Genomic DNA, 19,507 nt, shown 5'->3' on the forward strand with positions numbered 1-19,507 from the left:
TTGGCGGCGGGTCAGCGCGCGGCGACCGCGAGGACGCGGCCCGGCGCCCGGGGGCGCGGCTTGCCGGGGGTGTCCGGCGCGCTCTGCGGGCGAGGTTCGGGTGCGCGCGCGTGCTCCAGGCGCATCCGTGGCCCACGCAGCCCGCCGAAGGTGGCCGCCACCGCGACGTGGTCGAGCGTCGCGGCGAGCAGAGCCACCGCGGCCAGACCGACCGCGCCGGCGACGGCGAGGGTACCCAGACCCTGCGCGGACACGTCGAAGCCGAGCACCACGATCAGGAATCGGGCGAGGTGCTCGAGATGCTCGAAGATCTGCGGCATTGGGCTCTCGGTGGTCGGCGCTGTCTGGACGAGGCTACACCGGCGTCGGCCGGCCGATCGGGAAGCAGAGGTGTCCCAGGGCCTGAATCCCAATTCGTGATGCGCCCGGTACGCGTGGGGGATGACGGCTCAGATCACGGTCCGGCCGAGTGTGTGGTCCCGTTGGACCATGTGGTGACCATTCCCGTCGACCTGCTGGGGCGCACTCTCGGCTTCCTGAGCCAGGACCAGGAGCGGTTGCTGGCACGTCGGTCGTGCGCGCCCACGACCTGGACCTTCCGCTGCTCGGCTGACCTCCCCGTCCTCGCCGTGCCCACGGCTCGGGCGCGAAGAGTTCGTGGGAGTCCCGTCCATCGCAGAGCGTCGGGGTGGCTCAATTCGTTGAACATGACGATGGTTGGCGGAAGGGCAACTCGGTACTCGATGATCGGCCGCCGCTCATCCCTTCTGTGGTGGGTCGGGGCGTGGAGAGGGCGACCGTGCCAGCGGTGCCATCCACGAGGACCAGGGCGCCGTCGGTGATCGTGGTGGTGACGTCCGGGATCCCCAGCACCGCGGGGATGCCCTGCTCGCGGGCGACGATCGCCGCGTGGGACAGGACGCCCCCGGTCTCGGTGACGACGCCGGCGGCCACGCGCAGCAGCGCCGTCCAGGCCGGGTCGGTGTAGGGGCAGATCACGATGTCCCCGGGCCGGACCCGCCCGAAGTCGGACGGTCCGTGCAGGACGCGGGCGAGCCCGGTCGCGGTGCCGTGGGAGCCGGGCGCGCCGAACAGTGTCGTGGTGCCGCCAGCGACGGGACCCGTCGGCAGCGCAGGAGCCTGCGCCGTGATCGGCCGGGCCTGCAGGATCCAGAGCCCACCGTCGACGAGGGCCCACTCGACGTCCTGGGGTCGGTCGAGCTCTGTGGCGATCCGGTGACCGAGAGCGGTGAGGGCGCGGGCGGTCGCGTCGTCGAGCGCCGGCCGGGTCCGCTGGGACTCCGGTACCTCGCTGGCCGTGGGACCGGTGCCATCGCGACCCCGATCCAGACGCGTGGCCTTGCGCCCGATGGTGCGCCGGATGCTTCCGTCCACGGCGATCTCGTAGGTGTCGGGGGTGACCGTGCCGCCGACCACGCTCGGACCGAGGCCCCAGGATGCCTCGACGCGGGTGCTCGCGCCGGGGTGGGCCGGCGTGAACATCACGCCCGAGGCGTCCGCATCGACCATGCGCTGGACGAGCACGGCCATCGGCTCACTTGCCGGCGACGCCGCGCGGCTGCTCCGGTACTCCAGGGCGCGGTCGGAGTGCAGCGACGCCCAGCAGGTTCGCACGGCCGCCACCACCGCGGGCGTGCCCCGTGCGCCCAGCACGCTCTCGTACATGCCGGCCGCTGAGGCGTCCGGCCGGTCCTCGGCATCGGCCGAGGAGCGGACCGCCACCGCCGGGTCGCCGAGCCGTGCCAGGTGCCGGGCGACCGCGGCCCGGAGCGCGTCGGAGCCGGCCGACCCGGTCCCGGCGCAGTGCACGGCGAACGGCACGACGAAGCCGTCGGGCACCGGCAGCCCGGCCCTCAGCAACGTGCCCAGCGCCGCAGCCTTGCCACCACAGGCCGCTGCGGTCGCGTCCCAGAGATCCGTGAGCATCCGCTACCCATCAATGAAAGGTTGACAACAGTTCGTTGACAACATTGTGTTGATTGTGCAGGATCGGAGGATGGCACGCAAGCACGAGGTCCAAGCGCAGGGCAACGACCAGACCCGGGCACGACAAGAACGCGAGGCACAGGACCGGCTCTTGGCCCTCGGGGCCGACGCCCTGGATCCGCGGCCATGGCGACCGGCCCCGGTTCCGCCCACCGCCGTCGACCTCACGCAGTTCGCGCTCTGGCGTTCCGCTGACCTCGACCCGGCCGACCTGCTGAGCGTGCTCACCCTGCTGCCCGCTGCGCGGGCGGAGGTCGACGGCGTTGAGTCCGGACTGCTTTTCACCGCCCGCGCCGCGGGGTTGACCTGGGCGCAGATCGCCGAGGCGATGGGCTTCCGGTCGCCGCAGGCCTGCCAACAGCACTTCGTGCGACTCGCCGACAGGCAGGCAGACCAGTCATGGGCATGACCTCAGAACCGCGACTGCTCGTGCTGCACGCAGTGCGGCTCCTCGGCTTCGGTGACACCCCCGCCGTCGCCGACCGCGCCGGCACCGACCCGGCCGAGAGTGCGACGCTCCTGGAGGAGGCGGCCGGGCGCGGCTGGCTGCAACGCTCGTCGTTCGGCGATCTCGGCGGCTGGTGGCTGACCGACGAGGGCAGGCGCGAGAACGAACGCGAACTCGCCCGGGAACGGGACTCGGTCGACCCAGGTGGCCTCATCGCGACCACCTACCGCGAATTCCTCCCGCTCAATGCCTCGCTCCAGCGCGCGTGCACCAACTGGCAATTGAAGCCGACAGCCGCCGGCCGGCTCGCCGCCAACGACCACACCGACCCCGACTGGGATGACCGGATCCTCGACGAGCTCACCACCATCGGCGCCGCGCTGGCTCCGTTGGACGAGCGTCTGTCCCGCGTCCTGGTGCGGTTCGGCGGGTACCACGCACGCTTCGACGCGGCCCTTGACCGAGCCCGCGCCGGTCAGCGCGAGTGGGTCGACGGGACGGACGTCGACTCCTGCCATCGCGTGTGGTTCCAACTCCACGAGGACCTCATCGCGACCCTCGGTCTGGACCGCGGTGCCGAGGGCTGAGGGGGTCTGGCAGCTCGCGAGCTGCGGGGTTGAGCGACACCCGGAGAACGCTACCCAGACCGGCCACCCGAGCCGGGGAGATCCGGTGTCAGACGTCGAACGGATGGGGAACGTCGACCAGTGCCGGTAGCGCGGCCTCCCCACACGCCGCCAACCGGAGGTCCCCACGGTCGTCGAACGGTGCGGTCCGCAACTTCATCCCGCGTTCGGTCGACGCGGCCGCTGCCAGTGCGAGTTCCGCCTGATCCCGACCCAGCAGGCCGTGCGCCCGGACGTCGGCGAAGTCGTCGAGATCCTCGACCGCGACGAGTCCGGACCGGAGCCGGAACGGGTCGAGCTCCCAATCCATGAAGACGATGACGTCCCGGTCACGGCGCACCCAGTCGCAGACCTCCACACTGACCTGCAGCGGTCGCTCCGGCACCCGCCAGGTGGCCAGCCACCTCTCCGACGGACCGGGCACGAGGGAGAGCGAGTCGAGTCCTGGGCCGGCTCCTCCCTCGACCTCGCAGGAGTCCTCGCTGGTTCCATCGCTCGACCTGTAGCGGGAGCCGGCCGGCGTGAACAGCCAGATGCCGTCGTGGTCGAGCTCGACCAGGTATGCCTGCCAACAGCCACGACCGCCACGCAACTTCTGCTTGCAGATGGTGACGACGGGTGGTCGGCCGGCGCTCCCCGGGGACATCACGCCAGTAGAGCACGTGGGCCGCTCCGACGGGGCGCCTGCCGCGTGCTCCGACGCGGTCGGATCGCCTGTACGTCGACGTCGGGATCCTTACGCTGGAGACCCACGACGTCGACCGACGGAGACCTCATGCCCCGCCACATCGCACTGGTCGCCCACGACAACATGAAGGTCGAACTCCTGCGCTGGGCCGAGTTCAACAGGGACACCCTCGCCGAGCACGTCCTGTACGCGACCGGCACCACCGGCACCATGCTCGAGTTCGAGCTCGGGCTGCCCGTGCACCGGTTCCTCTCGGGCCCGGTCGGCGGCGACCAGCAGATCGGCGCCAAGATCGCCGAGGGCCAGATCACGATGCTGATCTTCTTCTGGGATCCGCTCGAGCCGCAGCCGCACGACCCGGACGTCAAGGCCCTGCTGCGGATCGGCACCGTGTGGAACGTGCCGATGGCGTGCAACGTGGCTTCGGCGGACCTGATGATCTCCTCCCCGCTGCTCGGTAGCGACTACGAGAACCGCCGCCCGGACCTCACCCCGCGTGCCTGGGAGGACGGCCGTCCCGCAGGCGGGTAGTGCTCCCCATCGGCCGCCGACACTTCGGTCACCTGGACCGGCTAATCTCAAGCCTCATGGTCATCTGGAGGGGATGGGGAATCCTCGCAATCCTGTTCATCCCGCTCGGCGCGATCGCGTTCGGCGGACTGTTCACGCTCATCCTCGGTGAGGAGAACTCCTCGCTCGCCGTCGGGATCGGCCTGATCCTCGGCGGCGTCGCGTGCTTCTTCGCCGGCCGCTGGTTCCAGGACTGGGACGCCGAGCGACGCACGAAGAACTACATGCTCGCCCGGCAGGCCGAGGTGGAGGCGACCGTCGCCTCGGGCCGGTTCCAGCCGGTGCCCGGCTATCAGCCGCGCGACCACGCCGAGGCCCAGCAGCTCGCCGGACAGATGCTCGAGAACGAGCGGGCGACCGCGAGGAAGCAACTGCGCAACCGGCACACGATCTTCTTCATCCCGATGCAGTACTTCGGCATCGTGCTCGCTGCCGTCGGCCTGATCCCGATCTTCCTCAACTTCACCAGCTGACCGCTCCCCGGCGCGGTGTCTGGGGAGGCGATTAGGCTCGACGGCATGACCGTCATCGGAGCCCACGTCGACCAGACCGATCCCATCGCCGAGGCCCGCGCCCGTGGCGCGGACGCGGTGCAGATCTTCCTCGGCGACCCGCAGGGGTGGAAGGGCCCGGAGGTCGCCTACGACGGCGGAGCATCGGCTCTCAAGGCGGCCGCCGCCGAGGCGGGGGTCACCCTGTACGTCCACTCGCCGTACGTCATCAATGTGGCGACCACGAACAACCGGATCCGGATCCCGAGCCGCAAACTGCTGCAGCAGCACGTGAACCTCGCGGCCGAGATCGGGGCCGCGGGCATCGTGGTGCACGGCGGGCAGGTGCTGGCCGCGGACGACCCGGCCAAGGGGTTCGACAACTGGCGCAAGTGCGTCGACGGTCTGGACATGCCGATCCCGGTGCTGATCGAGAACACGGCGGGCGGGACCAACTCGATGGCCCGCGGGGTCGAGAAGCTGGAGCGGCTGTGGGCCTCGGTGCTCGAGGCGGACGGTGGCGCCGACGTCGGCTTCTGTCTGGACACCTGCCACGCCTACGCCGGCGGCGAGGAACTGGCCGGCCTGGTCGAACGCGTCAAGGCCGTCACCGGCCGGGTCGACCTGGTGCACGCCAACGACTCGCGGGACGCCTTCGACTCCGGCGCCGACCGGCACGCCAACCTCGGCCAGGGCTCCCTGCCCGAGGCGGACCTGATCGACCTCATCCGCGAGGCCGGCACCCCGGTGATCGTGGAGACGCCGGGCGCGGCGCCCGAGCACGCCGCCGACATCGCCTGGCTGCGCGAGCGCCTCTGATCTGCCAGTGGATCACCGGCCCGTCAGTTCCTTGAGCAGCATGAGCTCGGTGGCCTCCCCGGGGAGCAGGAGTGCCCCGAAGTCGCGGTACCCGAGATGTCGGTAGAAGTGCTGCGCTGACTCGTCCGACAACGTCGACGTCATGACCCTGGCGCGACCGGCGTGCCGCATCCGGGCCCCCCAGTCGTCGACGAGGAGGCGCCCGAGGCCTCGCCCGCGCCCGGCCTCGACGACGAACAGCAGGTTCATGAACGGGACCTCGTCCCAGAACAAGCCCCAGCGCAACCACCCGAGGTGTGTGCCGCCGTCGACGGCGACCAATACCCGGCCACGTGAGACGACGGCGTCCAGCTCGCCCCGGGCGATGTGCTGGTCGTGGGCGCCGAGGAAGGCCAGGTCGTGGTCCCCGGCCACACGGATGTCTGCGGTCATATCCCGATCCTGCCGGACAGTGCCGGACGGGCCGGTCCGCACAGTCTGTGACCAGGCACACGTCGCTGATCAGACCGCGCGGGACGTAGGGCCCGGCTCATGCCGCTTCCCGTGGCGTTCCATTGAATCAGAACCGGACGGCAGTGTCCGGACCGAGGAGATGACAGGAATGCGTGCGATCCGCCGGGCCCGTGGAGTGGCCCTGGCAACATCAATGGTGCTTGCGCTCGGGGCGAGCTTCGCCGTGAGCGCGCCGGCCGATGCGGCCGTGCCGGAGGAGGGTTTCAACCCGTTCACCGCCGCCGGTGGCTACAGCATCTACGCCCGATCCGATGCCCTGCTCGGGAACGCCGAGACCGAGGGTGCGATCGCCGTCGGGGGCACCCTCGCCGTGCGCTCCGACGGCGGGGGGTACGGGGTCCTGCACGTCGCGGCGGGCACCGGGGACTACATCCTGCCGGTCGTGGACGGTGAGCCGAACCGGCTGCTGATCGGAGGCTTCGCGGCCGAGGACAACGGTCGCGTGGAGGTCAGTGGCGCCGGTTCGAGCGAGGTCGGCACGGTCAAGCTGACCCCGCAGCCGCAGGACTCACCCTTCGGGTACGAAGAGCGGGGTGGGTGGATCCGCTACCGGCTCGCCGGCGCCGAGGCCGACCAGCCGCCGCTCATCGACGCCAGGGGCCAGGCCTGGCCGGGGGACGCCGAGTCCGCTGCGGCCCAACTCACCACGGCAGAACCGACGGTGGCGACCTATGTCGAGTCGCAGATGTCCTGGACCTACGACGAGGCGGCCCGGTGCCTGGCCGATGTCACGGATCCGGACACCGGTCTGGCGAACCACGTCGCAGTCGCCGAGGACACCGGTGACCGGGTCGTTCTCGAGCCGCTCGCCGCGGACCGCGTGAACGTCGTGAACTACGGGGACCTCGTCGGCGCCGGCGTCATCCAGTTCAGTGGTGGCGTGACCCCGGGTGTCACCAACCCTCTCATCGTTCGCGTCGACGCCGGGACCACCTCCGTGCTCGCGGCCCGCGCCGACCCGGCCGGGTACGCGCCGTACCTCATGTGGGACCTCTCGGCAGTCACCGGAGCGGTCGAGGTGCGGGCCGCGAACTCCCGCATCGATGGGTCGGTCTATGCACCGAACGTGGACCTCACCCTGCACGCCCAGCCGATCGACGGCCAGATCATCGCCGACGACCTGCACCTGTCCGACAGTTCCGGCGAGGCGCACGCGTACTTCTTCCGCGGCTCGCTCCCGTGCGCCGTGCCGCAGCAGACGGGCGGCTTCACGGTGACCAAGGTCGTCACCGGTGACGGTGCCGACCTGGTGCCGGCCGACGCCGTGTTCACCGTCGAGTACGCGCTCGACGGCGGTGCACCGGTCTCCCTGACGCTCGCCCCGGGCGAGACGTCCGCGGTGATCGCCGGTCTCCCGATCGGGACCGAGGTGAGCTTGCGGGAGGTTCGGCCGGCCGACGGCGACGAGGTGGCGTGGGCGGCGCCGACCTGGAGCGTCGACGGTGCCGGGCTGGCGCCCGACGCCGACGGCTCGGTGGGGTTCGCGGTGACGGGCTCGTCCGTCGTCGAACTCACCGTCACGAACACGGCGACACCGGTGGACCCGGATCCCACGGACCCGGATCCCACGGACCCGGATCCCACGGACCCGGTCCCCGTCGACCCGGACCCCACTGAACCCGACGGCCCCGACGAGCAGGTCCCGCCGAGCCCGGACGCCCAGGAGCCGGGCGGCACACCGGCCGACAGCGATCAGTCGGATTCGACCGGATCCACGCAGGAGCTGCCGACGACCGGAGCCGACGCAGCCGCGTTGCTCCTGTTGGCCGGGGCCCTCGCAGGGACCGGGCTCGGCGTGCGGCGGCTGGCCCGGATCCGGAGGTCCTGACCCGACCGGGCCAAGGCCGGCGCCAGCGGCCCCTGAGCCGACCACAACGAGAGCGGCCCGCCACCCCACGAGGTGACGGGCCGCCGTCGTGCGTTGCGCCGCAGGCGCCGCCCTACTCGGCCTGTGCCTCGTTGCCGGCGTCCTGCCCCTGCTGCAACGCCGTCGGGACGTCGAGGCGACCAGCGAACATCTCCTCGAAGAACGGGCCGTAGGCGTTCATGCCGGCCTGCACCCGCGGACCGACAGGCGCGGCGGCGGTGTCACCGGCGGCGGCGTCGAGGAACACCTGGGTGTCGACGCCCTGCTCGGTCCAGTAGTCCGTGAACGAGGACTGCGCGTCCACGGCCGCCGGGAACGAGGCCCCGTTGGCGCCGAGCGGGAGCTGGCCCTCGGCGGAGCCGAGCCATGCCAGGACGGCGGTGGTCGCCTCCAGGTGCTCGGTCGCGGCGTTGCCGAGCGCGGCCACCCCGTGCACCACGCCGACACGGCCCTCGGGTCCTTCGAGCATCGGGGCCAGGCCCCACTCGAACTCGGCGTCCGCCATCGCCGGCAGCGAGTACTGACCGGACTGGAAGAACGCCATCTTGCCCTGCACGAACAGGTCGCGGGCGAGGTCGCCGTTCTGGCTGGTGTCCGCGGCCGAGGGGGAGACGTGGTGGGTGTTGATCAGGTCCACGACGTACTGGAAGGCGGCCTCTCCCTCGGGGGAGTTGAACGCGAACTGGTTGTCGGAGTCCTGGAACACGCCCCCGTTGGAGGCCAGGAAGTCGATGTAGATGGCCTGGAGGTCATTCTGGGCGTTGAAGCCGAACTGTGCGATGTCGTCGGCGTTGAACGCGGGATCGGCGGCGGTCACTCCGGCGGCGTCGAGCGTGAGCTGCTGGGCGGCAGGCAGGAATGTGTCGTCCGCGCCCGTGGGGTCCCACCGCAGCGTGGTCGGGTCGATCCCGGCCGCGTCCACGAGGTCCTTGTTGTAGAACAGTGCGATCGAGTCCGAGAGCTGCGGTACCCCCCACAGCGAACCGTCCCGGGTGTACAGGTCCACCACGGACTGGGTCCACTCGTCGTGGTCGTCACCGAGCGCCTCGGTGATGTCGATGAGGTTGCCGTTGTCCGCGTAGAGGGCGAAGTTCGAGGTATTCGTCCAGAAGATGTCCGCCATCGTGCCGGAGCCGATGTCCTGCGGCAGCCGCTCCCAGTAGTTCGCCCAGGGGACCACCTCCACGTCCACGGTGATCTCGGGGTTCGCCTCCGTGAACGCCGCGAACGACTCCTCGTAGGCCGCGGCCGCGGCGTCGTCCCAGAGCCGGAACGTGACGGTGGTCGAATCGCCGTCCCCGGAGCCGTCGTCCCCGGAGTCGCCGGAGCTGCCGGGCGAGCACGCCGCCAGCACCACCGCGGTGACTCCGATGGCGCCCGCGGCACCGAGCAGCCTGCTCCTACGGATGTTCATCGGTCATTCCTTTCGCGCCGGGCGGTGTGCCCGTCCCCTCGAGGCACGGTAGCCCGGTGCGGTCCCAGGAGCCCACGGCAGCCCGAGTCGCGACCGAATCGTGATACGGAGGTCGGCGGCCGGGGCCGCCGGACCGCTGACGCCCCGGGCTCGGCCCTGTCCGAGCCCGGGGCCGCCACGGGCGAGAGTCAGCCGGTCGACGCAGTCTCGCCGGCTGTCGACGCACCTGCACCGATCTGCGACGGCGACGTCGTATGGGCGACCTCGATGCGGCGAGGCTTGGCCTGCTCACTGACCGGGATCGTGAGTGACAGGACACCGTCTGCGTAGCTAGCCGAGATCTGGTCGAGCGCCAGCCCCTGACCCAACGTCAGTTGCCGGGCGAAGGTGCCGGAAGGGCGCTCGCGGACCAGCCAGTCGGCCTCGGCCGAGGGAGCCGTGCGCTCGGCTCGGATGGTCAGAATCCGGTCCTCGACCGAGATATCGATCGATCCCGGGTCCACCCCGGGCAGATCCATCGAGAGCACGTAGTGGTCGGTCTCGCGCTGCAGATCGATCGGCATCACCGCCGCGTCTCGGCTGCTCGTGGACAGCGCCGTGAGCATCCTGTCGATCTCGTGGAACGGGTCGAAGCGGGTAGCCATCGCTCATCACCTCCTCATCAGGTGGGCCCCGACCTTCGAGGCCCGGTCACGATCCCGTCACCGGGATTCCGATGACGGGTGGCTACGACGCATAGATTTAGCACTAGGCACCCGAGAGTGCCAGCCTGACCTGTTCGCTGCCCGCGAACAGGCGTCGGCCTGAGCCGACGCCCCGCGGAGGACCCTTCTGCTGGTCATCCGGGGCACCGTGGTCGCCGGCCCGGCCCGCTGCGATACTGGCCCGATGCCCGCCAGCGCATTCACCACCCGCCCGGAACTGCTCGGCACGTTCGGGATGGTGGCCTCGACCCACTGGCTCGCCTCGGCGGCCGGGATGGCCGTGTTGGAGGCGGGCGGCAATGCCTACGACGCCGCCGTCGCGGCCGGCTTCGTGCTGCACGTGGTCGAGCCGCACCTCAACGGTGTCGGCGGGGACATGCCCGCGATCTGCCACGACGCCCGGACCGGACGGACGTTCGTCGTCTGCGGCCAGGGCACTGCGCCGGCCGCCGCCACTCCGGAGGTCTTCACCGACGAGGGCCTGGCCGAGATCCCCGGCACCGGCCTCCTCGCCGCGACCGTGCCCGGCACGTTCGGGGCCTGGATGCTCATGCTGGAGCGGTACGGCACGATGCGGCTGCGGGAGGTGCTCGGCTACGCGATCGGCTACGCCCGGGACGGTTACCCCCTCGTGGCGCAGGCCGTGAACACGATCGCGGCGGTGGCCCCGGTGTTCGCCGAGCACTGGCAGACCTCCGCGCAGATCTATACCCCCGCTGGGCGGGCACCGGAGCCGCGGTCACGGTTCGCCAACCCGATGCTCGCGGACACCCTGGATCGCCTGGTCGCCGAGGGCGAGGCTGCCGGGACCACCCGGGAGGCGCAGATCGAGGGGGCCCGGCGCGCGTTCTACGCCGGCTTCGTCGCCGAGGCGATCCACGACTTCGCCGCCACCGAGCAGTGGGATCCGACCGGCACCCACCGTGGCCTGCTCACCGGTGCCGACCTGGACGGATGGCGGGCGAGCGAGGAGGAGCCGCTGGTCGCCGACTTCGCCGGGGTCCAGGTCGCCAAGACCGGGCCTTGGGGGCAGGGCCCGGTCCTGCTGCAGCAGTTGCGGATCCTCGAGACCTTCGACCTCGCCTCCATGAGCCCCGGCTCGGCGGACCTGGTGCACACCGTTGTGGAGTCCGCGAAGCTCGCGTTCGCCGACCGGGAGGCCTGCTACGGCGACCCGGATCACGTGGACGTCCCGACCGGCGAACTGACCTCACCCTCCTACGCCGCCGAGCGCGCACGGCTGATCGGGCCGATGGCGGACGGCGCGCTGCGCCCCGGCTCACCCGGCGGGCGGGAGCCGCACCTTCCACGGGCAGTGCTCGCGGCGATGGCCGACGGCGGCGCGTGGCCGGATGGTCTGGCGACGCCGCCCGTGCCGGGTCAGGGTGAGCCGACCGTGGCCCGCGGGGACACCTGCCACCTGGACGTCGTCGACCGCTGGGGCAACGTCGTGTCGGCGACCCCATCGGGCGGGTGGCTGCAGTCCTCGCCGAGCATCCCGGACCTCGGGTTCGCGCTCGGGACCAGGGCCCAGATGTTCTGGCTGGAGCAGGGCTTGGCGTCCTCGCTGGCGCCGGGCCGGCGTCCCCGGACCACCTTGAGCCCGAGCATGCTGCTGCGGGACGGTCGCCCGTATCTGGCGTTCGGAACCCCCGGCGGGGACCAGCAGGACCAGTGGACGGTGCCGTTCCTGATCAACCACCTCGTCTTCGGGATGGACCTGCAGGCCGCGATCGACGCCCCGACCTGGCACACCACCCATGGCCCGTCCTCGTTCGCGCCCCGGGTCGCCGAGCCCTTCGGGGTGCGCGCCGAGTCCCGGCTCGGCGCCGGCGTGCTGGCGGACCTGCGCCGTCGCGGACATCAACTGACGGAGGCCGACCCGTGGTCGCTCGGGCGGGTCAGCGCCGCCGGGATCCGTCCCGACGGCCTCCTTGTCGCGGCCGCCAACCCGCGCGGCATGCAGGGCTACGCGGTCGGGCGCTGACCACGCGGCCGACGCGCCGTCCTCGCCTCGACGAACGGCGCTGGTACCGTCCACGCAACGAGTCGTCCCTCCCGAGGAAGCGAGAACCTCGTGCGTCCTGCGCCCCCAGGCCCCCGTCGGCTGCGTCGATCGGTCACCGCCGCCCTTGCCCTCGCGCTGGTCGCGTCCCTGTTCGGCGCGATGCCGGCGACGGCGGCGCCCGCCACGTCCGGCAACGTCACCGCCCCGGTGGACACCGGCACGTACCGGATGTCCTCGGCGCAGGGACCCCGCTGCCTGCCGATCATCAATGCGACGACCTGGCACAACGGCCAGGACCTCGGGGGCGCGGTCGGGAACGCGCTGTACGCGGTCGCCGACGGCGTGGTCACCCGGGCCCAGCCTGACTCCGCCGCCGGCCAGTGGATCACGGTCCGGCACGTCATCGACGGGGTCACGATCACGATCGGGTACTCCCACGTGGTCAACGCCACCCAGTACGTGCGGGTCGGTCAGCGGGTCTCGCAGGGGCAGCGGATCGCGACCATGGGCAACACCGGGGTCTCCACGTCCCCGCACCTGCACCTGGAGGTCTGGCGCGGCGACTACGGCGGGACCCTGCTCGACCCGGAGGCCTGGTTCCGTCAGCAGGGCATCGACCTGCGCGCGAACGCGGACCTGATCACCCAGGTCCGCACGCCCACCCAGTGCCTCTACTACGCGCAGGGGACCACCACGATCTACCGGAGCGCGTCGACCTCCTCCACGGTCCGGGGGACCGTGCCGGCACGCACCGTGCTGACGTCGACGCCCGGGGCGTCCTCGGGCAACTTCATCCAGGTCACCGCCGGCCGGATCACCGGGTGGGCGCCGCGCGCGAACGTCACGCCGACCGACGACATCTACACCCGGCGGCACCTGCTCGGTGATCACGACTACACCGGCGACGGCGTCCCGGACGTGCTGGCCGTGACCGCGTCCGGCGCGCTGCTGCAGTACCCGGGCAACGGCAGCGGCGGCTTCCTGTCGATGCGGCAGGTCGGCAACGGCTGGACGGGGTTCGAGATCATTGCCACCGGGGACTTCAGCGGGGACCGGCGCGCCGACCTGCTCGGTGTCGACCCGTCCGGGCGGCTGTTCCTGTACCCGGGCACCGGGCGCGGCGGGTTCGCCGGCCGTGTGCAGATCGGGCACGGCTGGGGCTCCTTCACCCACCTGTTCGCGATCGCCGACTTCAGCGGCGACCTGCGCACCGACCTGATCGCCGTGGACTCCTCGGGTCGGATGTTCCGCTATGCCGGGCTCGGCAACGGACGGGTCGGCGCCCGGACCCAGATCGGGCACGGCTGGCAGGCATTCTCCCGGATCCTGGCCGGCGGCGATCTCAACGACGACAGCGCGTCCGACCTGATCGCCATCGACGCCAATGGCCGACTGTTCGTCTACTACGCGAACTCGCAGGGGGCGATGAACTCCGCCCAGCAGATCGGCCAGGGCTGGGGGAACTTCACGCTCGTGCCGGTCGGCGACTTCAACCGGGACACCTACTCCGACTTCCTCGGCATCAACAACACCACCGGCGCCGCCTACCTGTACCGGGGCGACGGGAAGGGACGGGTCGGATCGGCGGTGCCGGTCGGGAGGGGCTGGGCCACGTTCGCCCAGGTGCTGTAGGTCAGGTGGCCCGGCAGTTCAGACGGCTCGGCCGAGCCGAGCGGTCAGGGTGCCGACCGCCGCACGGAGCTCGTCGGGGCCCTCCACGCTGAACTCCGCGTCGAACATGCAGAACCAGGCGGCGAGCGCGGTGTAGGTCCAGGAGCCGGCCTCGACCCAGCAGGACTCCTCGTCACGGGCCATGACCGTGCCCTGCTGGCGGATCCATGGGGCCACGGTGGTCGCCGGCGCGTGCAGCAGGACCCGGCCCCGGGCCGGCCACTGGGTGGATCCGGCCACCTGGCTGCGGAGGTAGTCGGCCAGGTCCTCCTCGGGCAGCTCCCGCGGGGTGAACCGGGCACCGTGCGGGATCCGCAGCGTCATCCGGTCCGCCCGGAACGTGCGCCACGCCTGGCGGTCCAGGCACCAGGCGACGAGGTACCAGCGGGTGCCCCAGCTGACCAGCCGGTGTGGCTCGGTCCGCCGCAACGACGGCGTTCCGTCCTTGGCCACGTAGTCGAACCTAAGGACCTGGTGGTCCCGGCACACCGCACCGAGTTCCAGGAGCAGTTCGGCATCGACCTGGGGCGCCTGGGCCGCCGTCGGCACCGACGTGAACTGGAGCGCATCCACCCGGTGCCGCAGCCGGGACGGCATCACCTGGCGCACGGTGGTCAACGCGCGCAGCGCCGCCTCCTCGATACCGGCGACCCCGCTGCTCGCGGTCTGCAGGGCGACGGCGACGGCGACGGCCTGCTCGTCGTCGAGCAGCAACGGTGGCAGTTCGGTGCCGGCGCCGAGGCGGTAGCCGCCGTCGGGTCCCTTCGTGGCCTGCACCGGATAGCCCAGCTCGCGCAGCCGGTCGACGTCCCGGCGGACGGTGCGGGGGCTGACGTCGAGCCGTTCGGCGAGGTCCGCGCCGGGCCAGTCCCGGCGCGCCTGCAGCAACGAGAGCAGTTTGAGCAACCGTCCGGACGTCTCCCACATGCCACCAGTCTGGCACCGGAAGCGGCCAGCACCTGTCCGCTTCCGTGGAGCGCCGTCGACGAAGGTTCGTGGCCGGATCGTTGCGTGCGCGGCATCGCAACCGGGCGCGCGGCGACCTAGACTCGGGAGCCAACGAGGGGTGGTCAGCGTGAGGCGTACCAGAACCGTGGTGGTGGCAGCGTTCCTGTTCGGCGCGCTGCTCGGCCTGTCCGGATGTGGCGTCGAGGAGCCCGTCGACGATCCACCGAGCGGGACCACTGAGCCGACCGGGTCCGAGGAACCGACCGATGACGACACCGACGACCCGGGTGACGACGTCGATCCCGCGGTGAGCGCCGCCGTCGACGATCTCGCCGAGCGACTCGACGTGGCCGCCGACGACATCGAGGCGGGTTCTCTGGAATCCGTCACCTGGCGGGACGGCGCGATCGGTTGCCCGGTGCCGGACCAGGCGTACACGCAGGCGCTCGTCGAGGGCCGGCGGCTGATCCTCACCTCGGGCGGCGAGGAGTACGCCTACCACGGCGCCGGCGAGGACCCACTGGTGTACTGCGAGACCCCCGAGGAGCCGTTCGAGGTCGACGCAGCCTCCTGACGCTAACGAGTCCCGGGCCGGTTCAACGGCTCGATCACGGCCCAGGGCTCGCCGCCGCTGGTCAACCGCACGGGCCGGCCGTCGCCCAGCGCCCGCAGGATCTCGGGCCAGCGGCGCGGGGCGTCCCGCTCCTCGACCTGCAGTCCATCGCGCTTGGCGACCTCGGTCAGCGCGCGATCGGCGGTCTCCGCCCGGTCTCGCACGATCGCTGCCGCGGGCTCGGCTTCGACCAGGTCGAGTCGAACGAGCCATTCGATCGCACGCGACTCGGCCCGGGCGTCCCGGAACCGGAACCACGCGGCGCGCAGCGGTTCGGGGGCTTCGTGGAGCGCGTCCCGGAATCGTCGGAACGGACCATGTCCCTCGAGTGCGAGTTCCAGGCGACGCCGCACCGCGGGGTCGGCCACGGCAGCCGTGAACACCTCCATGTCCCCGTAGCCAGTTCGGGAACCGACCGGCTCGACCGGGACCCAGTCCTGTTCGCCGGCGTCTGCCGGCTCGCCGTCCGCGTCGAGAGCCTCGCCCTCGAAGGAGGGGATCACCTGACCGGTAGCCGGATCGAAGTGCCCGGCACCGTAGTCGGAGGCGTCCATGAGAGGGGCCAGCATGTCGAGGTCGACCCTCTCAGGGTCGAGTGTCGGGCGTTCCTCGTTCATCTGCCCAATCGTGCCCGCGCGCCGCCATCCTCGACAGGACCAGCCCGAACATCGTCCAAAGTAGCGGACCGGAGCTGACCTCTACCGTCCCTAGCGTGGTCCTCACCACCACCGAGGAGGGACCACATGATCCACACCGAAGGCCTGACGAAGGACTTCGTCGTCAGCCGCAAGGAGACCGTGCACGCCGTGCGCGGCATCGATCTCGACGTCGCACCCGGCGAACTCGTCGCGATCCTCGGGCCGAACGGGGCCGGCAAGACCACGACGATGCGGATGCTCACCACGCTGCTCGCGCCGACCTCCGGCTCGGCGCGGGTGGCCGGGTTCGACGTGCTCACCCAGCCGGGTCACGTGCGCCGCCGGATCGGCTACGTCGGCCAGGGCAACGGGGCTGGCCACAACCAGCGCGCCGCGGACGAGCTGTACTCCCAGGGCGTCACGTACGGGCTGTCCCGTGCGGACTCGCGCCGCCGGGCCGGCGAACTGTTGGACTCCCTCGATCTGGCCGGCAAAGCACAGCGCAAGGTGACCGACCTCTCCGGCGGTCAGCGACGCCGTCTGGACGTGGCGATGGGACTCATGCACGCCCCGCCGCTGCTCGTCCTCGACGAGCCCTCCACCGGACTGGACCCGCAGAACCGGGCCAACCTGTGGGAGCACATCACCGCGATGCGGACCGCGTTCGACATCACCGTGCTGTTGACCACCCACTACCTCGACGAGGCCGACTCGATGGCCGAGCGGGTGGTCGTGGTGGACCACGGCGAGGTGATCGCCGACGACACACCGGACGCCTTGAAGACCCAACTCGCCGGCGACCTGCTCGTGGTCATCGCCGACGAGCCCGACGGCGCCGCGCACCTCGCGCACATCGTCGAGCGTTGGGAGGGCGCGACCGAGGTCGCCGTGACCGGCACCCGGATCACCGCGCGGATCGCGAACGGCACCACCCGCGTGGCCGAGCTCGTGCACACGGCCGACGCGGCCGCCGTCGGGCTCGCCGACGTGCAGGTGCGCCGCCCCACCCTTGACGACGTGTTCCTGAATCTGACCGGACGGAGCCTGCGCGAGAGCGGGACCGAGAACGAGGAGGTGGCGGCATGAGTACGACAACCCTGACCCCGAACCCGATGGTGGCGACCGAGGCGACGGCGGAGCGGAGCTCGTTGGCGCGCGACACCGGCATCGTGCTGATGCGCGAGCTGCGGCCGATGCTCCGGGACCCGTTCTCGCTGATCTTCGGGCTGGTGCAGCCGATCGTGTTCCTGGCCCTGTTCGGCCCGCTGCTCGGCGGTAGCCTGGCCGGTTCGGTCCCCGGCGGCAGCGTGTGGCAGTGGTTCGTGCCCGCCATCCTGGTGATGACCGCGCTGTTCGGATCCTCGACCGTGGGGTCGAACCTGCTCTACGAGATGCAGACCGGTGCGCACGAACGGATGCTCGTCACGCCGCTGTCCCGTTCGTCGCTGCTGGTGGGCCGGGCCCTGAAGGAGATGGTCACCCTCGGCGCGCAGGCGGTCCTGATCGTGGCCGTGATGGTGCCGTTCGGATTCCGGCTGTACCCGGCCGGCGCACTCCTGGGCCTGGTGCTGCTCGCGGTGTTCGGGATCGGGCTCGGCTCGCTCAGCTACGCGCTCGCGATCGCCGTGCGCAAGCAGGACTGGATGTTCTGGGTGGTGCAGCAGACGTTCCTGTTCCCGCTGATGATCCTGTCCGGGATGCTGCTGCCCCTGGAGTCCGGGCCCGGCTGGATGCAGGTGCTGTCCCGGTTCAACCCGCTCACCTACATCGTCGACGCCGAGCGGGCCCTGTTCTCCGGCGAGCTCGCCTCGGGAGGAGTGGCCTGGGGCGCGCTCGCCGCGGTGGCGACCCTCGCCGTCGGGCTCGCGGTCGGCATCCGTGGGATGCGGCGCAGCGCCGGCTGAGCCATCGGACCCGTGGCTGCCCGGGGCGCGCATACATGGTTGGATTGCGACATGAAGATCGGTGTCATCGGAACCGGCCAGTTCGCGCGCAGCTTCATCTCCCTGTGGCAGCTCCATCCCGAGGTCGACGCGGTGTACGTGTGCGACCTCGTGCCGGAGCGGGCCGCCGAGCACGTGGAGAAGTACGGCCTGGCCGGCTCGTTCGCGACGGCGGAGGAGCTCCTCGCCTCGGACGTGGACGCGGTCGCCGTGATGACGCAGCGGTGGAGCCATGGTGAGCTCGTCCTGCAGGCACTACGGGCCGGCAAGCACGTCTACTCCTCGGTGCCGATGGCGATGACGGAGCAGGAGATCACCGCGATCGTGGCCGAGGTCGAGGCCACCGGGCTGATCTACATGATGGGGGAGACGAGCTACTACAACCCCGCCGTCGTGTGGGCGAGGCAGAAGATCGCCGCCGGGGAGCTCGGGCGGGTCTTCTACGCCGAGGGCGACTACGTCCACGACATGGACAACGGCTTCTACGCCGCGTACCGCTACAGCGGCGGGGACGACTGGAAATCGACGGCGAGCTACCCGCCGATGCTGTACCCGACCCACGCGCTCGGCGGCGTGCTCGGCGCCCTGCCCACGTATGCCACCAGCGTCAGCTGCATCGGCATCCCGGACGACCGGGGTGACGGCGTGTTCGACGCCGAGGTGTCCCGGTGGGGCAACACGTTCTCGAACATGAGCGCGCTCTTCGAGCTCGCCGACGGCGGGGCCATGCGCACCAACGAGTTCCGTCGGGTCGGGTACTGGAAGGGCCACGAGTCGCGGTTCCGGTTCTATGGCACCGAGGCCGTCATGGAGCAGACCGGCGAGGGTGCGACGCTCAGCATCAAGACCGAGGGCGAGGACTACGCCAAGGGCGACACCCTCGACATCAGCGACCTGTTCTACACCAAGGCCGGCCAGGTGCCCGAGGGCTTCGGCGACGTCGACCCCGCCCTGATGCAGAGCTTCAGCTCGGGCCTGGCGAAGGTCCACGACCGCTCGCGGCTGCCGAAGGAGTTCGACGGCGCCCACAACGGTCACGAGGGCGCCCACCACTTCCTCGCCGACGACTTCGTGCGCGCGGTCACCACGAACACGCAGCCGCCGGTCAACGCATGGACGGCGGCCCGGTTCACCCTGCCCGGTGTGATCGCCTACGAGTCGGCGAGGCAGGGCGGCGCCCGCCTGGCGATCCCGGACCTGGGAGCGGGGCCGGCCCCAGCCTGGTAGACGCCGGGACCTGGTGGGCCCGCCATCCCCTGGTGGTGGGCCCGACCGTTGTGGTGCGATTCCGACGTACCCGGTGCGTCGGAGTCACACGGCTGACGCTCGAACCGGTGCGCGGCGCGGGCGAAGGGGCAGCGATCCCCGGGGTGCTCGCGGCCTGGCGTGTGCCACCGTCGGCACGCCGGTGACGCTCGACCCGTACCGCACAGGCGCGACGCCGACGCGTGGCGGTCCACAGGGGTGGGCGCGCGATCGGGCATCCGTAACCGCGCAGCGCTAGTGGTGTGATTGCGACGTACCTGGTGCGTCGCAATC

Annotated in this window: 20 protein-coding genes; 12 read left to right on the plus strand and 8 right to left on the minus strand. The window is 71.3% G+C overall.

The genetic code is table 11. The features are described 5' to 3' along the window. Positions 1–11: 11 nt before the first annotated feature. Both EXU48_RS08250 and EXU48_RS08255 read right to left on the minus strand, forming a co-directional pair. Positions 12–320 (minus strand): DUF6412 domain-containing protein, encoded by a 309-nt coding sequence (locus EXU48_RS08250; RefSeq protein WP_133107189.1) that lies wholly within the window; start codon positions 318–320, stop codon positions 12–14. Positions 321–693: 373 nt separating this feature from the next. Beyond that, positions 694–1,947 carry a PEP/pyruvate-binding domain-containing protein gene (locus tag EXU48_RS08255; RefSeq protein ID WP_133107190.1) on the minus strand — a complete coding sequence of 418 codons (1,254 nt, stop codon included), beginning with the start codon at positions 1,945–1,947 and terminating at the stop codon, positions 694–696. A gap of 70 nt (positions 1,948–2,017) precedes the next feature. On the opposite strand from EXU48_RS08255, the gene EXU48_RS08260 reads away from it, so the two are divergent. Together EXU48_RS08260 and EXU48_RS08265 are read left to right on the plus strand one after the other, a co-directional pair. Beyond that, positions 2,018–2,416: an SANT/Myb-like DNA-binding domain-containing protein gene (locus tag EXU48_RS08260; protein WP_133107191.1), complete on the plus strand. Its 399-nt coding sequence runs from the start codon at positions 2,018–2,020 to the stop codon at positions 2,414–2,416. Further along, positions 2,413–3,042, plus strand: coding sequence for a transcriptional regulator (locus EXU48_RS08265; protein ID WP_328591633.1), 630 nt, complete (start codon positions 2,413–2,415; stop codon positions 3,040–3,042). The genes EXU48_RS08260 and EXU48_RS08265 overlap by 4 nt, the downstream gene beginning before the upstream one ends. An 88-nt stretch (positions 3,043–3,130) precedes the next feature. On the opposite strand, the gene EXU48_RS08270 is transcribed toward EXU48_RS08265, so the two are convergent. Beyond that, entirely contained in the window at positions 3,131–3,727 is a 597-nt protein-coding gene (locus EXU48_RS08270; protein WP_133107193.1) for a hypothetical protein, read from the minus strand. Between the two features lie 129 nt (positions 3,728–3,856). On the opposite strand from EXU48_RS08270, the gene EXU48_RS08275 reads away from it, so the two are divergent. The 3 genes from EXU48_RS08275 to EXU48_RS08285 are packed head-to-tail and all read left to right on the plus strand — an operon-like array spanning position 3,857 to position 5,649. Next, positions 3,857–4,300 carry a methylglyoxal synthase gene (locus EXU48_RS08275; RefSeq protein WP_133107194.1) on the plus strand — a complete coding sequence of 148 codons (444 nt, stop codon included), beginning with the start codon at positions 3,857–3,859 and terminating at the stop codon, positions 4,298–4,300. A gap of 56 nt (positions 4,301–4,356) precedes the next feature. Beyond that, positions 4,357–4,812: a hypothetical protein gene (locus tag EXU48_RS08280; RefSeq protein ID WP_133107195.1), complete on the plus strand. Its 456-nt coding sequence runs from the start codon at positions 4,357–4,359 to the stop codon at positions 4,810–4,812. A gap of 45 nt (positions 4,813–4,857) precedes the next feature. Then, positions 4,858–5,649 (plus strand): deoxyribonuclease IV, encoded by a 792-nt coding sequence (locus EXU48_RS08285; RefSeq protein WP_133107196.1) that lies wholly within the window; start codon positions 4,858–4,860, stop codon positions 5,647–5,649. A gap of 12 nt (positions 5,650–5,661) precedes the next feature. Here the strand turns inward: EXU48_RS08285 and EXU48_RS08290 are convergent, their stop codons facing one another. Then, positions 5,662–6,081, minus strand: a complete 420-nt coding sequence (locus EXU48_RS08290) for a GNAT family N-acetyltransferase (protein ID WP_133107197.1) — start codon at positions 6,079–6,081, stop codon at positions 5,662–5,664. 169 nt (positions 6,082–6,250) lie between these two features. Between EXU48_RS08290 and EXU48_RS08295 the strand changes: the two genes are divergently transcribed. Further along, positions 6,251–7,990: a collagen-binding domain-containing protein gene (locus EXU48_RS08295; protein WP_165962729.1), complete on the plus strand. Its 1,740-nt coding sequence runs from the start codon at positions 6,251–6,253 to the stop codon at positions 7,988–7,990. Between the two features lie 112 nt (positions 7,991–8,102). Here the strand turns inward: EXU48_RS08295 and EXU48_RS08300 are convergent, their stop codons facing one another. After that, entirely contained in the window at positions 8,103–9,443 is a 1,341-nt protein-coding gene (locus tag EXU48_RS08300; RefSeq protein WP_133107199.1) for an ABC transporter substrate-binding protein, read from the minus strand. A 188-nt stretch (positions 9,444–9,631) separates the two neighbouring features. Beyond that, positions 9,632–10,087 carry an Hsp20/alpha crystallin family protein gene (locus EXU48_RS08305; RefSeq protein ID WP_133107200.1) on the minus strand — a complete coding sequence of 152 codons (456 nt, stop codon included), beginning with the start codon at positions 10,085–10,087 and terminating at the stop codon, positions 9,632–9,634. A gap of 244 nt (positions 10,088–10,331) precedes the next feature. Between EXU48_RS08305 and EXU48_RS08310 the strand changes: the two genes are divergently transcribed. Then, entirely contained in the window at positions 10,332–12,134 is a 1,803-nt protein-coding gene (locus tag EXU48_RS08310) for a gamma-glutamyltransferase family protein (RefSeq protein WP_133107201.1), read from the plus strand. 90 nt (positions 12,135–12,224) lie between these two features. Continuing rightward, positions 12,225–13,787, plus strand: coding sequence for a peptidoglycan DD-metalloendopeptidase family protein (locus EXU48_RS08315; protein ID WP_133107202.1), 1,563 nt, complete (start codon positions 12,225–12,227; stop codon positions 13,785–13,787). An 18-nt stretch (positions 13,788–13,805) separates the two neighbouring features. Here EXU48_RS08315 and EXU48_RS08320 read toward each other — a convergent pair whose 3' ends face one another. Continuing rightward, positions 13,806–14,753 (minus strand): helix-turn-helix transcriptional regulator, encoded by a 948-nt coding sequence (locus tag EXU48_RS08320; protein WP_133107203.1) that lies wholly within the window; start codon positions 14,751–14,753, stop codon positions 13,806–13,808. Between the two features lie 148 nt (positions 14,754–14,901). On the opposite strand from EXU48_RS08320, the gene EXU48_RS08325 reads away from it, so the two are divergent. Beyond that, complete coding sequence (locus EXU48_RS08325; RefSeq protein ID WP_133107204.1) at positions 14,902–15,348, plus strand: hypothetical protein; 447 nt, start codon at positions 14,902–14,904, stop codon at positions 15,346–15,348. A 2-nt stretch (positions 15,349–15,350) separates the two neighbouring features. Here the strand turns inward: EXU48_RS08325 and EXU48_RS08330 are convergent, their stop codons facing one another. Beyond that, entirely contained in the window at positions 15,351–16,004 is a 654-nt protein-coding gene (locus EXU48_RS08330) for a UPF0158 family protein (protein ID WP_133107205.1), read from the minus strand. Positions 16,005–16,130: 126 nt separating this feature from the next. On the opposite strand from EXU48_RS08330, the gene EXU48_RS08335 reads away from it, so the two are divergent. The 3 genes from EXU48_RS08335 to EXU48_RS08345 are packed head-to-tail and all read left to right on the plus strand — an operon-like array spanning position 16,131 to position 19,195. Further along, positions 16,131–17,111 (plus strand): ATP-binding cassette domain-containing protein, encoded by a 981-nt coding sequence (locus tag EXU48_RS08335; RefSeq protein ID WP_133107206.1) that lies wholly within the window; start codon positions 16,131–16,133, stop codon positions 17,109–17,111. Then, positions 17,108–17,929 (plus strand): ABC transporter permease, encoded by an 822-nt coding sequence (locus tag EXU48_RS08340; RefSeq protein WP_133107207.1) that lies wholly within the window; start codon positions 17,108–17,110, stop codon positions 17,927–17,929. The genes EXU48_RS08335 and EXU48_RS08340 overlap by 4 nt, the downstream gene beginning before the upstream one ends. A gap of 51 nt (positions 17,930–17,980) precedes the next feature. Beyond that, entirely contained in the window at positions 17,981–19,195 is a 1,215-nt protein-coding gene (locus EXU48_RS08345) for a Gfo/Idh/MocA family protein (RefSeq protein WP_133107208.1), read from the plus strand. The last annotated feature ends 312 nt before the right edge of the window (positions 19,196–19,507 follow it).

Source organism: Occultella glacieicola, assembly GCF_004353825.1.
Lineage (GTDB): Bacteria > Actinomycetota > Actinomycetes > Actinomycetales > Beutenbergiaceae > Occultella > Occultella glacieicola.